Source organism: Pseudodesulfovibrio hydrargyri (genome assembly GCF_001874525.1).
Taxonomy (GTDB): Bacteria; Desulfobacterota; Desulfovibrionia; order Desulfovibrionales; family Desulfovibrionaceae; genus Pseudodesulfovibrio; species Pseudodesulfovibrio hydrargyri.
Genome location: NZ_LKAQ01000004.1, coordinates 1,685,601 through 1,701,256 on the forward strand (window position 1 = coordinate 1,685,601; position 15,656 = coordinate 1,701,256).

Here is a 15,656-nt window from a genome sequence, read left to right on the forward strand (position 1 = left end):
TCTGCTAGTCGCCGATGACTATCCGGGCATCAACAGCCACGCACCCATCCGGGTAGCTCAGCACCGGGTTGAAATCGATCTCCTTGATTTCCTCGAAATCGCAGATAAGTTTGCCTACGTTGACGATAAGTTCCGCAAGAGCGTCGATGTCGCAGGGGGCCTGCCCGCGCACGCCTTTCAACACCGTCGCAATCTTGGTTTCCTCAATCTGGCGCAGGGCCTCCTCCTTGCTCAGGGGAGCAAGACGGAACTCCACGTCCTTGAAGACTTCAATATAGATACCGCCCATGCCGAACATGACGACAGGGCCGAATTGAGAGTTCCGCAGGGCGCCGACCACGACCTCGATGCCGGACGGCATCATCTTCTGGATGACGAAGCCGTCGATCTTGGCGTCGGGGCAGTTCTTCTTGATGGCGTCGTTCATCTTGGTGAAGGCGGCGGCCATCTCCTCGTCGTTCCTGATGTTGACGATCACGCCGCCGGCGTCGGATTTGTGGACGATCTGGCGGGACAGGACCTTCATGACCACGGGGTAGCCGATGGACTGCGCGATGGCGACGCACTCGTCCTTGTCCTGTGCGACCTGCGTGGGGGGGCAGGGGATGGAGTGCCCGGCGCAGAGTTTCTGCGCCTCGAGCTCCGGCATAACCTTATGCCCTTCCTGCAGGCATTGTTGAATAAGGCCTTTCATTCTTTAATCTCCTAGGCGTTCTTCCGGTACTCGGCGTACCGGATCATATTGCTCATCACCCTTGCGGCCTCGTCGGGCATGTCGAAGGTGGGCATGCCGTGCTCCTCCATGATGAGGCGGCATTTGGCCACGCTGTTGCCTGCCATGAGGGCGGTGAGGAAGGGCTTCTTCTTGGAATCGGGGACGGAGTTGTAGCCGTCGATAATGGAGTTGGCCAATTCCTCGTCTTCCAGGAAGCCAGGGGGGGAGGTGAGGAACAGCACCGCATCGATGTCGTCCTCTTCCATGATGAGCTTGATGATGTCCGTATGCATTTTCGGATTAACCGAAGCGGTCATGTCGATATAGCCGTCCGGAGCGCCGACGTTCGCCGCGGGGGCGAGAATCGCCCGCGCCTTCTCCTTGAAGGATTCGCTGAACGTGGCGAGCTTGCCCGCGCCGGCAGCGGCCAGGGCGTCCACGCAGATGGTGCTGGGGCCGCCGATGACCGTGAGCAGACAGATGCGGTTCCCCTTGGGCAGGGGCATCCGGTCGAACACGCGGCCCGTATGGTAGAAGTCCGCGATGGACTGGGCACGGAGCATGCCGGCCTGCTTGAACGCGCCGTCGTAGATGGCGTCGTCGCCGGCGATGGACGCGGTGTGGGAATGCGCCACGTCCGATCCCATGGCGGTTCTGCCCGCCTTCAGGACGGAAACGGGCTTCTTCTTCGTCACCTTGGCGGCGACCTCCATCAGCTTGCGCGCATTGGGGGTGCCTTCCAGGTACATGGCGATGCTCTTGGTCTTCTCGTCGTTGCCCAGGTATTCGAGGATTTCGGTCACATCCACATCGGCCATGTTGCCGAGGGTGATGAACTTGTTCATCCCGACCATTTTCTGCTCTTTGGCCCAACGGAGGTACGAGGTGGCGAAGGCGCCGCTCTGGGAGACGATGCTCAGGCCGCCTTTCAGCGTGACGGGGGGCAGGCTGAACGAGGTGTTCACCCCATTATAGAAGTCGGCGATCCCCTGGCAGTTGGGGCCGATGACCCGAGCGCCGCAGGAGCGCATGATCTCCATCATGTCGTCCTGAAGCTTGATCGCTTCCGGGGTGCCCATTTCCTTGAAACCGGCGGTGACGATGGCGACGGCGCCCGCGTCCCCCTTGCTTTCACGGCGGGTCTTCACGTCCTGGGCGACCTGGAGGGCGCTCTTCGAGCCCACGGCCATGACCACGAGGTCGACCGGGTCCGGGATTTCCAGGAGAGAGGTGTACGCCTTCTTTCCTTCGATCTCCTCGGCCTTGGGGTGGACGGGAAAGACCTTGCCGGTCTTGCTCATCTCGATGGCGTATCTGAGAGTCTGATTGTTGGGACTGCCCTTTTTGGTGGACGCCCCAATGATGGCAACCCCACGCGGGGTAAAGAAGTCATTGATGCTGGCATCAGGCATTTCGTTCTCCACTTTTGGGCCTTGCGTCATCGCTTCGCACGGAAACGACAAGGCCGTTTCGAGTGACGGAACCGCCGCATGGGATGCGGCGCATACTCGCAATTTCATATATGTCCCCTCACCGCACGGTTTCGGGGAGCGCTTCACCTCGGCAGCCGATGCCGAATGTCAGAGGGCGGGTGTCCTTGGGATGAACCGAAGCGGGACGGCGGGGGGAAAGGCGCTGAAACCGAAGGGGTCGTTCTGCGCGGTGTCCGGGGCCGTTCTTTTCCTCAGTCCATTTGCTCCTTTGTTCACATGTGCCGTTACGGTGAAAACCCAAGGTAGAAAGTGGACCGGAGAGCATACTGTCTGCTCTCCTTTCTGCCTTAAGGAGAGGGAATAGTAGAAATCAAACAGGTCGTCAAGAAAATTCCGAATAATAGAAAGAGATTCGATAATAACGAACATTTGGAAAAAACCATTGTGAAAAAAAGTGATTAGCCGTGCGTGAATTCCGGGAACGGACAGGCGGCGTGGCCGATTCACAAGGGGCGGGCATGGATCATGCCGTAGCGTGGCGTTCGGGGAGCGGAGGGGGAATCTTCGGAGCGGAAGGGAGGGCGCGGTTGCGGTTGGGGCTCAAGCGGCGGGCGGCCGACAGGGCGGCGCCGTGGCGTTGCGTCCGTGCCCGATGTGACGGCGGCGTCGGCAGGGCGGCCGCACCCGACCGCGCACGGTGGCCATGAAGCGGCGTTGCGCCGGGCCTGCGGTCGGGGTGTCGGTGTTCATGCTGGTCGACTCGTCGCGGGGCGGATCAGTAGCCGTGCCCGCCGCGGGCATGTTGGGGGTGGTGTTTATGGGCCGCATGCATGCCGCGCAGCTTGCCGCGCAGGCGCGAGGCCAGCGTTTCCGCAAGAACGTGGATGTCCTGCCGTTCCTTGATGCCTCGAAGAAGAATGGGGGCGAGAAGACGGACTTCGTCATGCGGGCCGGGCAGGGCCACCATGATGCAGCCGTCCTTTTCGCCGACCGCCAGGCGGATTCCGTCCTTTACGTGGCGGCCTTCGCCTCGGGTGAAACGTACCAGGTACGGGGTCGCCGCGAGAGGGTCCACGCTCTCGATGGCTTCCACGCTGAAATCCTTGTCTTCCGCCCCTACTCCTCCGGTGGTGACCACCAGGGAACACTCTTCGGCCGCCGCGGCTATGGCCGCGGCGAGCGCATCCTTGTTGTCGGGCAGGCTGTCGCCCGCATCCGCCATGAACCCTGCCTGGGAAAAGAGTTTCACCAGGTACGGGGTATTGGTGTCTTCGATCCGGCGTTCTATCAGCTCGAATCCGGTGGGGAAAATGCGCACCCGGCCCTTCTTGCGGGCCGAGAGGGCCGTTCCCATGCTCGACGTTCGGGCCAGGACTTCGGGAACGCGTTCCTCGTCCAGGCTGATGGCCCCGAGAATGCCTTCGGAATGCATGCACGCGTCCCGGTCAAGGGAAACGCCGGGCATGGCGGCCAGAAGGGCGAGCAAGGTCTTCTCCTTGCCGAAAAATTGATCCGCCCTGATGGTGGGCACGAGGATGTCGAGGGCCAGCTGCCCGGGGCGCACGTCGATGACCAGGACCTTGTCCTCGGGCAGGGAGAGGCATTGCGCCACGGCCGTGGCGATGTCCGTGAGGTTCGCCGAGTCCAGGGTGATGCCGTTGATGCGCAACTCCGTCTTCTGCAGCAGGTTGAGTTCCATGCCGTCGCCTGGCTTCTTCTCCGCCCCTTTCGCCGCCCCGCGCGGGGTGACGTCCATGGAGCAATCGGCCATGGGGGCGTCCATGATCGAGCGGCCCATGCCGATGATGTCGAGATCGTGCGAGCAGAGCTCGGGGATGTCCTCGTGGGTCACGTTGCCCGAAAAGGCGATGGTCACGGCGTCGCGTTTGCCCGCCTCCCGAACCATGGCCGAGACCCGGTCGAGATCCTCGACGTGGCCGGTATCGACCATCAGGAGCTCCACGCCCCTTTCCAGGGCCGCGCGCGTTTCGGTCTCCAGCGGCTCGATCTGGCCGCGTATCTGGATGACCCGCGTGTAGCCCCGCATGTGGGCCACCCCGTCGATGGTGGCGGAGACCGAGCCGAACATCCTCACGTAATTCTTATCAAGGTATATGAACGGGCCGTCCACGATGCGTCCCGAACACCCGCCCATATGCACGGCGCGCCGAACTATGGGTTTGATTCCGCCCGGTATCTTCTTGATCGCGCCGGACACGACCCTGACCCGTCCGCCGGAATGCCGGTTGGCCAGGTCCATGGCCCGGGCCGAGGCCCGGGCGATGCCCGTGGTCTTGGTGATGCACCCGATGGCCGTGTCTTCCGCGATGGCCACGGCCTTGGCCGAGCCGGAAAAGACCAGAACGGGCGATTGGGGGTCGACGATGTCCCCGTCCCTGCGGGCGAATAGTATGGTGCAGTCAAGGGCCGTGAGGGTGTCGCATGCAGAGTCCACACCGCATACGACGCCTTCTCCCGAAAGGAAGACGGTCGCCGTGAACGAGTCACCCTCAAGGCTCTTGAAAATAGTATCCCGCAGGTCCGAGGACATCGGTCGCCTCCCGTTTTAGCCGTTCAGGGCGGTTGCCGGGTCGATGCCGCGCTGGCGCAGCCACTTGGGCAACAGTTCGTTGTCGACTTTGGCGCTGATGATCGGCGCGCGTTCCTTGAGCAGCTCGGCCAGGGACGTGCTCACGTTGATGCCGCCGGCGGCGCCGTCGAAGATGATGACCTTGTCGGTGCCGGAGGTTTGCTTGGCGAAGTGCATGGCCGCGTCCAGGTTCTTGGCCACGAGCCCGTGGGTCATGTACTCGACGTTCTGCGAGTCCTCGTCCATGACCTTGGCCTGCTCGGCGCCGACCACGATGGTCGGGATCTGTTCGCTGAAGAAGGCGCTCGGATACCCGCCCCAGGAGTAGTTGTGCACGCACATCTTGATGGCCGGGTTGGTCGGGGGAATGGATTCCAGCAGCGGTCCGTTCTTGCCGTAGAAGGCCTCGGTGTACCAGGTGTACGCCGCCAGGGGCACGTCCAGGTCGAACAGGTCGGTGCTGGCGCCCACGAAGTTGGCGTAGATGACGCCCGCCGCGAAGACGTAGGGAACCGGACAGGGGAAGTCGAGCACCGCGATGCACTCGTCCACCTCGCCCAGCAGGGTCATGATCTTGCCGTAATAGCGGCAGCCCGCGATGGTCAGGCGGTCGTTGAGCGCGTACAGGTCGTTGTCCGCCTCCACCGAGACCACGCCCACCGGGGACATGTCCAGGAAGGTCGCGAAGGCGAATTTGGACTGCACGAAGTCCGAGGCGAAGATGGCGCGCGCGGTGAAGTTCGCGGCGCGGGGGCCCAGGTTCTGGTGGTACGTGGAGCGCGTTTCGATGCGCGCGTAGGACATGCCGAAGGGCTTGACGGCCCGGTCGACCTGGCGGTGGAAGTGGACCTCGCGCACGTCGCTGTTGTGGGCGTGCACGACCCAGTCGGCGTCGTACACGGCCTTGAGGCCGTAGAGGGTGCCGATTTCGGTCTCGATGGGCACGCCTTCGTCGATGGGGGCCATGCCGCGGGTCTTGCCCTTGCCGAAGTGCTTATCGAGGCCGAAGGACTTGATGTATTCCTCGGTCTCGCGGAAGCGCAGGCCGACGCCGGCGCGCAGGCGGATGTTGGTGCAGCCGGTGCGGGCTTCGATCTCGTCGCGCAGGGCCTTGAGCATCTCGGCGTACGGTTCGCCGCCGAGAATGGTGAATCCGTGGTGGGAGGCGCAGATGTTCACCGAGTGGTCCGGCTTGATCATGTCCATGTTGACGTTCTTGAGCGAGGCGATCGTCTCTTCACGGATGGCGCTGATCCCTCTGGGGCCGGGATAGATGACCGAAGGGGAGTCCGGGAACAGGTCCGTGAGCATGACGGAGGTCATGTCCGGGAGCTCGGCGGCGCGTTTGACGACGTACTCCGGGGCGACGCCGTACTGGGAGAGACGGGGAGGGGCCGGGATTATAGGGGCGCGGGACATGGCGCTATCTCCTTTTGGACTCGGCGACTTCGGTGAACAGCGCGAGGTCGCTGTCGAAATAGAAGCCGCGATGGTTGTATTTCTTTTTGATGTCTTCGGGGATATCCTGGAGGGTCGCGGTCTTGCCGTACCACTGCCAGCCGCCTTCGGGCGGGGTAGGCACGATGCCCGCGGCATCGAGGAGGCGGAGCGCCGGCTGAATGCACTCGACGGAACAGCCCATCCTCAGCCCGGTGCGGAAGGAGATCTCCTCCGGGGTGTTCGCGCCCTGGATGATGGCGGCGGCCACTTCCTCGGCGCGGGTGGCCGTACAGTAGCAGACGATCTGGCTCGGGTTGAAGCCCGCCTTGATGCAGATCTCCTCCACTTTTTCCCGGTCTTCGTCCCGAACGACCGTGCCGACCGTAAAGGGCTCCTTGAGACGGACGAGCGTCACCGCTTCCACGGGACACCGCTGGTGGCAGTTGCCGCAGGCCAGGCAACGGTCGGGGTTCACCTCGGCCTTGCGCTCTTCCACGGTCACGGCCAGAGTCGGACATACCTTGCTGCAGATGCCGCAGCCGATGCAGGTGTCCTGGTTGATTTCGGCTCGCATGGTTACCGTTTTCATCACTACCTCACAATTGTTTTCAAATATACACAATCGGTGTCTGACGTAAGTTTTCAGCATTATAGAACTGTTTTCCATCATACGGAAACGCCTTGTTTGTGTCAATAACAGAAGGGCGGATAATTGCCTTGAATGCGAGATAGCGTGGCGCATATAGGCGGCACGGTGAGCCGCTTCCCGGGCGGTTGCGGTTCGGGCGGGAGCGGCGAGTATGGGGGGTGGCCGAGCCCTTTCCCCGTCTCTTTCCAAGCGGTTCGGGGGGGGCGGCGGGAAGGCGGGGAGAGAGCGAAAGCCGGGGGAACGGTTCATTACCTATTATAAAAGCGAGCCTCTCCCCATGCGGCCATTTGGCAAACCTTTCCGTAGGTCTTATGGACAAGGCGGCGTTTGGCCGTGACAAAGGCCGCTTCCGGCGACGGTTTTCCGTGCCTGGAGCAGCGGCGGGGGCGAGGGAAAGGAAAAGGCGCTAGAGCACGCGGCGCGCGCTCAGATAGTGCTCTTCCCAGAAGGGCGAGTTGAGGCTCGATTCCATGACCCGGCTGCCGGAACTGGGGGAGTGCACGAAGGTGCCGCGTTCGGTGACGATGCCCACGTGCAGTGATTTGCCGTTCTTGTCCACCTGATGGAAGACCAGGTCGCCGGGCCGGATGTCTGCGCGCTGGACCGGGCGGCCCGAGCCGAGTTGTTGCCAGGAGAGGCGCGGCAGGTCCACCCCGTTTTGGTGGTAGACGTACCAGATGAATCCGGAGCAGTCGAAGCCGGTTTTGGGCGAGTAGCCGCCCCACTTGTACGGGGTGCCGACGAGCGAGCGGGCCAGCCGGATGACCTTGACGGCCTTGGGCGCGGCGGGCGCGGGCCGGGCCGAGATTTCGGGCGGTGGCGGCTGGACCGGCGAGGTCGCGGCGCAGGCGCAGAGCAGGAGCGCGCAGGCCGCGAGCCCGAGCGCGGGGAGTCGTCCGCTTGTCCGGTGCCGCATGGTCGCCTTCTAGCCGCGTTTGATCCGCAGGAAGGACTTGACCGAACGCGCGCCGGAAACGGACTTGGCGTGACGGATGATCTTGTCCCGTTCGGCCGAGGAGCCGACGATGCCCAGCAGGACCACGTTGCACTGCACGGTCTTGATCTCCACGTTGGTGGACCAGATGTCCTTGTCCTGCACGAGCAGGTTCTTGACCTTGGCGTAGAGCTCCAGGTTGTCCGTGGTGCCGCACGTGTCGTCGGCCTTCTTGGGCAGCAGGTAGGTGGTCACCGAGCGCACGCCGTCCACGGCCTTGGCGATCTGGACGGCCCGGTCCACCTGGGCGCGGGACTCGTACTCGCCCACGATGTAGACCAGCCCCTCGTAGCTGGACGCGTCGAAGTCCATGTACTTGACCAGGTCGTCGGCCAGAAAGTCCTTCTCGATGAGGAAGGCGATCTTTTCGTCGCTGGCGTATTCGCCCACGTTGCGCTCCTCAACGGCCACGTCGTAGACCGTGCAGCCGTTGGCGAACAGGCCCACCGCCAGGAGTGTAAGGATGGAAAATATAAGTTTTTTATGGTGCATGAAGCTCCCCCTGAGTTTTTCTAGAGTATCTCTATATACCGATTTTGCGCTGTGGTGGCAACCACGGCGGCCCGTGCCCATTGACCGGGTGCGCCTATTTCCGCATACTCGCCATACTGCCATTGGAGGTGGCGCGATGCAACGAATCCGGTACATTCCCATGCTTTTTCTGGCCGGCCTGCTCCTGGCCGGGTGCGGCCCCAAGCGGCCCGTGCTCTATCCCAACGCGCATCTGGACAAGGTGGGCATGCAGGTGGCCCAGGCCGACATCGACGACTGCGTCATGAAGGCCGAGGCCGCCGGGGCCAACGCCAGGGACGCGGGCGCGGCCGCCGGAAACGTGGCCAAGTCCGGAGCCGTGGGCGCTGCCGCCGGGGCGGTCTTCGGGGCGATCATGGGCAACGGCGTGGGCCGGTCCGCCGCCGCAGCGGGCGGGGCCGCCGCTGCCGGAAGCGCGGTCAACGAGGGCTTCAAGTCCGGCGACCCGGCGGCCATCCACAAGAATTTCGTCGAGCGGTGCCTGCGCGAAAAGGGCTACGACGTCATCGGCTGGAAATAGGAGGAGACATGAAACGCCTGCTTTTGCTCATCCCGTTTATCCTCCTTCTGGCCGCCTGCGCCGCCAGGGGCCCGCTGACCGAGGAGCGCAGGGGCAACGTGGTCGCCTTTGCCCGGGCCGACACCGGCAACGCCGTGACCGTGACGCTGAGCCCCGGCCTGGAGTTCGACAAGCACGTGCGCCGCGACTTCATGGGCGCGACCGTCGAGGGCTGGCTCTACCGCGCCGAAGACGGCACCTCGGTCCTGGTCTCCAGCATGGACCGCGCCCGGTTCGAGGACCTCATCGGCAGGACCATCGAGGCTCCGAAGACCGGGATCAAGGCGTATCCGCCGCAGACCTCCTGGCTGCCGCGCCTGTGCCAGCTGGTCCGGGCCTACGTGGTCTCCCTGGACAGCGACGTGGTGGCCGCCGTCAAGTTCGGCCCGCGCTCCGACGGCGAGTGCGATGGTTTGGTGGACAACGACGAGTACATGGCCGCCCACCTCGACGAGGTGGCCGAGTTCGACCGCCGGGCCGAACGGGAAATCTCCGTCGACTGGTAGCCGCCTCAGTCGAAGAGCAGGCCCAACGCCTCCCGCAATGCCTCCCGGTCAACCTCCCAGCCGCCGGTCCAGGCCGGTTTCAGGCTGATGGTCCGTTCCCCGGCGCGCAGTGCGTAGCAGTGCAGGCGCATGTTCGTGCGCGACGCGCGCTGCCCGTCCTCGCCATACTTTCTGTCTCCGGCCACCGGGTGCCCGCGCGAGGCCAGTTGCACTCGGATCTGGTGGGTGCGGCCGGTGAGCAGGCGCACGGCCAGCAGCGACCGTTCCCGGCCCACTGTCAGCGCACTGACCCGCGCCAGCGCCGTCTTGCCCGACCCGGTGCGGACCTTTTCATGGCCCGGCGCGCCGCGTTTCTTCATGACGTCTTCCAGCAGGGCGCCGTCCGGTTCGTCCCACCGTCCCTCGACCCAGGCCAGGTAGACCTTGGCCACGCCGTTGGACGCGAAGAGATCGTTGAGTTCGCGCAGGGCCTCGTAGCTCTTGGCCGCCAGGAGCAGCCCCGAGGTGTCGCGGTCCAGGCGGTGGGCCAGGGTGGGCATGAACGCGGCGTCGCGGTACAGGGCCCGCAGCCGCGCCGTGACCGAGTCGGTCACCCCGTCGCCGCCGTGGGCCGCCAGTCCGGCGGGCTTGGCCACGGCCAGCAAATCCGCGTCCTCATAGGCCACCTTCAGGCCGCCCGCTTCCGACACCTGTTTGCCCTCGCCCGGCGTGTACGGCGGAATGCGCACGGTCTGCCCGGCCTCGATGCGGTCAAAAGGCTTCTTGCGGCCCTTGTCCACGCGCACCTGGCCCGTGCGGATCCATTTCTGGATGGCCGAGCGCGGCACGTCGCCGGTCAGCCGCCGTTCCAGGAACTGCAACAGCTTCTGGCCTGACTCGGCCCGCGTGACGATAACGAATTGTGTTTCCGGCATGGTGGTGGAGGAGCCTCCGGCGGCCGGGGGAAGGGGAGAGGGAAACCCTTTGAGAAAAGGGTTTCCCTCTCCCCTTCCCCCGGACCCCCCATCCCCACTCTCTTCCTAAACTTTTTGGGTCGCTTCGCGAAGGGAAGGGGGGGCGGAGTGTCTTTGGGATGGTTATTTTTTGTACCAGGTGCCGTCGGGGTTTTGCAGCCAGGTGCCGGGCTGGGCCTGCTGGGCCACCTTGGACGCGCGGCGCTGGCCCACCAGGGCCGGGGTGGTGTTGGCCTTCTTGGCGATGGCCGCGTAGACCGTGGCCCGGTCCTTGTTCTCGGCGGCCACCACGTCGGCCTGTTTCTTCGCTCCCCGGAATTCGAGGAAGCCCTGGTTGTTCTCGCCCACGGTGCCGTCGGCCAGCAGCGCGGCCACGGCGGGCTTGCGGGCGATGAACCGGTCCTTGAGGGATTCGGCCAGGGCGGCGCTCGCCGTCAGCCCGAGGACAAGGGTGAATATGAGGACGAGTCGTGTCTTATTGCGCATTGGTCGCCTCCGGTGCGGCTGGAGCTTCGTCGACGTCGGAGAAGAAATCGTCCAGTGCCCGGTCTACCCGGACGTTCACGTCGATGGTGATGTGGATGGGCTTGACCTCCACCGGGGCCACCTCCACCCTGTGGCTGGTGGAACAGCCCGAGGCGAAGAGCAGCAGGAGGCAGGCTGTCGCGGCTAAACAATGTTTCATGGCATGTTCTCCCTATTCGATCATGCGTGTGATGTCTTTATACAGCAAAATCCGGTCCAGCGGTACGCTGAAATTCACGTCCAGGCGCAGCCCCTGGAAGTTGGAGCCCTTGACGTCGCCGGTCACGCGGATGAATCCGCCGAACTCCCGCTTGTAGACGAAGGGCAGGGTCGAGGCGGGCTTGCCGTCCAGGGAAAGACGCACCAGCAGGTCCTCGCCCACGGTGTCCGCCTTGATGCGCACCCATTTGTAGTTGAAGTCCCGGACCGCCTCCCGGGCCAGTTCCAGCTGGCCGCGCTCGGGCGTGCCCTCGGGGATGGAGTCCACCAGGTCCTGCATGGCCTCCACCCGGATGGTTCCGCCCTCGCCCGGCGTGGAGTGCAAAAATCCGCTGTTGAACGAAATTTTCCCGTCCTTCCAGGTCACGGGCAGCTCGCCCGACAACGCCGCCTCGCCCTCGGCCTTGGCCAGCCCGAGCTGCTCCAGAATCTCCGAGAGTTTCAGTTCGGAGCAGAACAGGGTGACCGCGTACTCGTTGGACTCGGGCTCGATGCGGAAGGCCCGGCTGGACACGTGCCCGCCGCACCAGTCGAACCCGGCCTGCTCCACCAGGATGGAGCCCATGGATTCCAGCTGGTACACCACCCGCCCTTTGGTCAGGGCGATGTCGCCCGCCGTCAGCGAGTCGAAGGACAGGGTCTGGGCCGGGGCGCTGCGCAGGGTGAGCAGGTCCGGGGTGTAGTAGGCCAGGTCGATGCCGTCAACGACCGTGCTTCCCTCGTTCATGGTCAGCCTGCCATGGGTCAGGAAGACCCCCAACCGGCTGTTCACGCCGCGCTCGTCCACCGTGACGCCGCCGTCCGCGCGCAGCGTGCCGGTAAGCCCCACGCCCTTGAGCGCGGGCGCGAGCGTGGCCGGGTCGAATCCCTCGGGCAGGGCGTAACCGGCCACCTTGAAGGACACGTCCGACTCGTTGCGGACCATGGAGGACCGCCCGGAAAAGGGCACCCGCAGGCCGGGCAGCAATTCGGTATGCAGGGTCCCGCCAAAGGCCAGGTCCGTGCCCTCCTGGCGCACCCGGGCCCGGACGTTGCCGAGCTTGCGCTGGTCCAGCCTGAGCCCGGATACACGTATGTCCCCTTGCCGGTTCGCCTTGGGCGCGGGCCATTGGAGCGGCAGGGTCAGCCGCATGGGCCCCGAGGAAAAACCGCTGCCCGCCAGCCCCGTCCCCCGGGTGCCGCAGTTCAGGACCACGTCCGCCGATTCCGCGTTTGCCGTGCCGTGCAGGGAAAAGATGAAGCCGTTGAGCCGGAGGGTCCGGCCCGCCGCCCTGACCGTCAATTTGTCCGGGTTGGCCGCAGTGAAGGACACGTCCCACAGGCCGCCGTCCTCCCTGCGCGCGGCGTCGAATCGGCCGCCCATCTCCACTCCGGCCCCGGCCACCGAGAACTGCGCGGACAATTCGTTTCCGCCGAGTCTGCCCGCCGGAATATCCAATGAGGCCGGATACGGCTCGGCCAACTCCACGCGGTCCATGGAGAAGCGGATTTCCCGTTCCTCGAACCGCCCTTTGATCCCGACGACCGCGCCCTCGGCCAGCTCCACGCCCAGGGCGCGCAGATCGCATCCGGACAGGGCCAGGGAAAAATCGGCCATTGCGTTCGCCGGATCGGCCAGGTTCACCTTGCCGGTGGCCGCCACGGCGGCGGTCCCCTCCAGCGGCACGGGCAGGAAGTCGCTGAACGCGCCCACCCTGAGCGCGTCCGCCGTGACCGTGAACGACAGATCGTCCAGGGTCGGGCTCAGGGTCCCCTCAACGCGCACAATCTGGTCGCGCGGTGTCAGTTCGGCTATGAACGACACGGCCTCGCCCGGCGAGATCTCGGCATTGACGGGCACGGACACGGTCCGGCCCATGATCTCGCAGTCCAGGACCGCGCCGCGCAGGGTCAGTCTGCTCAGCGGCGGCATCGGAACGGTTGAGCCTTCCGCCGTTCCTTCGCCGCCCCCGGACGCGGGCAGCATGTCCAGCACCGGCAGCCGGAACCGTTCGCCGTCATAGGAGCAGGCCAGATGCAGCCCGTCCAGCCGGACCGCGTCGACCCGCCCGGCCCTGAGCGAGGCCGGGGTGTAGCTGACGTGCACGTTGGCCAGCGTCAGCGCGTCCGCCCCGTCCCCCAGCCGCACCGGCCCGATGTCCGCCGAAAACAACCCGGCGCTGCGCACATGAAACTCGGTCAGGCGCAGCCCCATGTCCGCCGCCAGCCTCGGCACCAGCCGCTCCAGATACCCCGGCGTCCAGACCGTCAGCCACCAGCCCGCGGCCAAGACCGCCGCCAGCAGCCACGGCGCGACCAACACGGTCCATTTCAGGATTGTTTTGCCATGGGATTTCGCCATGCATTACCCATACAAGCCCCGGTCCCCCATTGGCAAGGCATTGCCCCCGGCCCCCCATCCCCATCCTTTCCTAAACTTTATATGGACGCTTCGCGTGGTGGGAACGCAACAAGAAGACCTCCGACTTCGCGATGAGTCCGGAGGCCTTCATTCTTGATTCTTCTTGGAGCGAATCGGGTGCTTCAGCAGCCGACAGCGGCTCTTTTATCGCGCTGGCACAAGGCTTTCGAGAGTGGGTCAGCTGTGCCTTTTCTTCCGGGGGCTTGCACCGCAGCGTAGCCGTCTACGTGAGGATGGAAGCCCCCGGAAAAAATGTGCAGATGGCCCGCTATCGGAAGCCGCCTTCCTCTTGTGGCCACCCGCTTTTACATGAGGCTTGGTAGGAACGTCACCAACTGAGGGACCACAAGCATCAGCGCCACACAAACAACATAGGCGGCCACAAAATACGCAACCCCCTTAAAAGCGTCGGTCATGGTGACGTCGTGCGCCATGGAGGCGACGATGAACAGGTTGACGCCCACCGGCGGGGTGATGGCGCCCAGCGTGGTGACCACGGTGATGAGCACGCCGAACCAGACCGGGTCGTAGCCCATGGCCGTGACCACCGGGAAGAAGATGGGGATGGTCACCAGCAGCAGGGCCAGGGCGTCCATGACCATGCCGCCGATCACGTAGATCAGGCAGATGACCATGATGATGACCACCGGCGGGATGGGCAGACCGGCCACCCAGTCGGCGGCCTCGAAGGGCAGCCGGGTGATGGCCAGGAAGCGGCCGAAGATGACCGCGCCGAGCATGATGACCATGATCATGGAGGAGATTTTCAGGGTGTCGCTGACGGCCAGGCGGAACTTCTCCACGCTCATCTTGCCCGAGACGGTGGCGATGACCAGAGCCAGGGCCGCGCCCGCCGCGCCCGCCTCGGTGGGGGTGAACAAGCCCATGAACAGGCCGCCCATGACCAGGAAGAACAGGGTGACCATCTCGATGGAGCCGGGCAGGGAGCGCAGCTTTTCGGCAAAGGTGGTTTTGGGACCGGCCGGGCCCCAGTCCGGGTGGCGTCGGCAGAGGTACCAGATGGTCCCCAGGAACAGCGCGGTCAGCAGCACGCCGGGGACCATGCCGCCCACGAACAGCTGGGCGATGGACTGGCTGGTCTGCAACCCGATGATGATCAGGACCACGGACGGCGGGATGACCACGCCGAGCGTCGCGCCCGCGGCCACCGAGCCCGTGGACAGGATCGGATTGTACTTGAATTTGCGCATCTCGGGCAGGGCCACGGTGGACATGGTCGCGGCCGTGGCCGAGTTGGACCCGCAGATGGCCGCGAATCCGGCGCAGGCCAGGACCGTGGTCATGGCGATGCCGCCCCGGATCTGGCCCATCCAGGCGTAGGCGGACTTGTACAGCCGCTCGTTCACGCCCGAGTAGAAGCAGATCTGACCCATGAGGATGAACAGGGGGATGACGGTCAGTCCGTAATTGGAGAAGACGTTCCAAAGCTCGGTGCCGAGCATGCCGGTGGCCGCGTTCCAGTTGAGCACGTAGGCGAAGCCGGAAAAACCGATGATGCCCATGGCAAAGGCCACGGGGATGCGGAACAGGAAGATGGAGACCAGCAGCAGGAGGGTGCCGAGGATGCCTGTGGTGATCGGGTCCATCACGCCACCTTTGCCTGGATCAGGGCCTTGAGCGTGTCCACGGCCAGGACGAAGGCCAGGGCGATGCATCCGGCGGCCGAGGCGAAGACGAAGGGATGGTAGACGATCTGCAGGGTCTCGGAGACCTCGCCGGTCTGGACCAGAAAGGCCGCCCATTTCCAGGTCTCGACGCCCGCCAGCAGGAAGAAGCCGCAGGACAGCGCGTTGGTGGACGCGTCGGCCAGCCTGCGGAACCAGGCCGGGAAGCGCGCCAGCAGGATGCCCACGGCGATGTGCGCCTTGCGCCGCTGGGCGAACGCCAGGGAAAAGGCGGCCACCACCGCGCCGAGGAATCCCATGAGTTCGAAGGTGCCCTGGACCGGCACCCAGACCGCGCGCAGGACCATGTTGGCGCAGGCCAGCAGCATCATGGAGACGAGAAATATGCCTGCCAGCACGGCCAGCGCCCGGGCGGTCCACTCGCTGGCCCGATCAAGGAAATGCATCATGAAAGGTCCCGAAAAAAACGCCCCCGCGCGGACGCGGGGGCGTTGA

At 64.7% G+C, this 15,656-nt stretch carries 15 protein-coding genes; 2 read left to right on the forward strand and 13 right to left on the reverse strand.

All coding sequences use genetic code 11. The features are described from left to right. Positions 1-4: 4 nt before the first annotated feature. The 7 genes from BerOc1_RS12215 to BerOc1_RS12255 all read right to left on the reverse strand — a co-directional run bounded on the left by BerOc1_RS12215 (position 5) and on the right by BerOc1_RS12255 (position 8,313). Positions 5-694, reverse strand: a complete 690-nt coding sequence (locus BerOc1_RS12215; protein WP_071545962.1) for an acetate--CoA ligase family protein — start codon at positions 692-694, stop codon at positions 5-7. 11 nt (positions 695-705) lie between these two features. Further along, a complete protein-coding gene (locus tag BerOc1_RS12220; RefSeq protein WP_071545963.1) occupies positions 706-2,127 on the reverse strand; it encodes an acetate--CoA ligase family protein in 1,422 nt (473 codons plus the stop codon). A 796-nt stretch (positions 2,128-2,923) separates the two neighbouring features. After that, positions 2,924-4,699: a molybdopterin-binding protein gene (locus BerOc1_RS18695; RefSeq protein ID WP_084641468.1), complete on the reverse strand. Its 1,776-nt coding sequence runs from the start codon at positions 4,697-4,699 to the stop codon at positions 2,924-2,926. A 15-nt stretch (positions 4,700-4,714) separates the two neighbouring features. Further along, a complete protein-coding gene (locus tag BerOc1_RS12240) occupies positions 4,715-6,157 on the reverse strand; it encodes a hypothetical protein (protein ID WP_071545964.1) in 1,443 nt (480 codons plus the stop codon). A 4-nt stretch (positions 6,158-6,161) separates the two neighbouring features. Further along, on the reverse strand, positions 6,162-6,767 hold the full coding sequence (locus BerOc1_RS12245; RefSeq protein WP_071545965.1) for a 4Fe-4S binding protein: 606 nt from the start codon (positions 6,765-6,767) through the stop codon (positions 6,162-6,164). A 466-nt stretch (positions 6,768-7,233) separates the two neighbouring features. Continuing rightward, a complete protein-coding gene (locus BerOc1_RS12250) occupies positions 7,234-7,743 on the reverse strand; it encodes a C40 family peptidase (protein WP_071545966.1) in 510 nt (169 codons plus the stop codon). 9 nt (positions 7,744-7,752) lie between these two features. Beyond that, positions 7,753-8,313 carry a BON domain-containing protein gene (locus tag BerOc1_RS12255; protein WP_071545967.1) on the reverse strand — a complete coding sequence of 187 codons (561 nt, stop codon included), beginning with the start codon at positions 8,311-8,313 and terminating at the stop codon, positions 7,753-7,755. A 136-nt stretch (positions 8,314-8,449) separates the two neighbouring features. Between BerOc1_RS12255 and BerOc1_RS19140 the strand changes: the two genes are divergently transcribed. Both BerOc1_RS19140 and BerOc1_RS12265 read left to right on the forward strand, forming a co-directional pair. Then, on the forward strand, positions 8,450-8,872 hold the full coding sequence (locus BerOc1_RS19140) for a hypothetical protein (RefSeq protein WP_071545968.1): 423 nt from the start codon (positions 8,450-8,452) through the stop codon (positions 8,870-8,872). An 8-nt stretch (positions 8,873-8,880) separates the two neighbouring features. Next, a complete protein-coding gene (locus BerOc1_RS12265; RefSeq protein WP_071545969.1) occupies positions 8,881-9,417 on the forward strand; it encodes a hypothetical protein in 537 nt (178 codons plus the stop codon). 5 nt (positions 9,418-9,422) lie between these two features. Here the strand turns inward: BerOc1_RS12265 and BerOc1_RS12270 are convergent, their stop codons facing one another. From BerOc1_RS12270 to BerOc1_RS12295, 6 genes are all read right to left on the reverse strand, one after another. Beyond that, positions 9,423-10,331 carry an RluA family pseudouridine synthase gene (locus tag BerOc1_RS12270; RefSeq protein WP_071545970.1) on the reverse strand — a complete coding sequence of 303 codons (909 nt, stop codon included), beginning with the start codon at positions 10,329-10,331 and terminating at the stop codon, positions 9,423-9,425. Between the two features lie 162 nt (positions 10,332-10,493). Continuing rightward, positions 10,494-10,856 carry a YdbL family probable chaperone protein gene (locus BerOc1_RS12275; protein ID WP_071545971.1) on the reverse strand — a complete coding sequence of 121 codons (363 nt, stop codon included), beginning with the start codon at positions 10,854-10,856 and terminating at the stop codon, positions 10,494-10,496. Beyond that, on the reverse strand, positions 10,846-11,055 hold the full coding sequence (locus BerOc1_RS12280; protein WP_071545972.1) for a YnbE family lipoprotein: 210 nt from the start codon (positions 11,053-11,055) through the stop codon (positions 10,846-10,848). The genes BerOc1_RS12275 and BerOc1_RS12280 overlap by 11 nt, the downstream gene beginning before the upstream one ends. A 12-nt stretch (positions 11,056-11,067) precedes the next feature. Continuing rightward, positions 11,068-13,455 (reverse strand): intermembrane phospholipid transport protein YdbH family protein, encoded by a 2,388-nt coding sequence (locus BerOc1_RS12285; RefSeq protein ID WP_129586532.1) that lies wholly within the window; start codon positions 13,453-13,455, stop codon positions 11,068-11,070. 365 nt (positions 13,456-13,820) lie between these two features. Further along, positions 13,821-15,122 carry a TRAP transporter large permease gene (locus BerOc1_RS12290; protein WP_071545974.1) on the reverse strand — a complete coding sequence of 434 codons (1,302 nt, stop codon included), beginning with the start codon at positions 15,120-15,122 and terminating at the stop codon, positions 13,821-13,823. After that, positions 15,122-15,610, reverse strand: coding sequence for a TRAP transporter small permease (locus BerOc1_RS12295; RefSeq protein WP_084641474.1), 489 nt, complete (start codon positions 15,608-15,610; stop codon positions 15,122-15,124). Before BerOc1_RS12295 ends, BerOc1_RS12290 begins: the two co-directional genes overlap by 1 nt. Between the last annotated feature and the right edge of the window lie 46 nt (positions 15,611-15,656).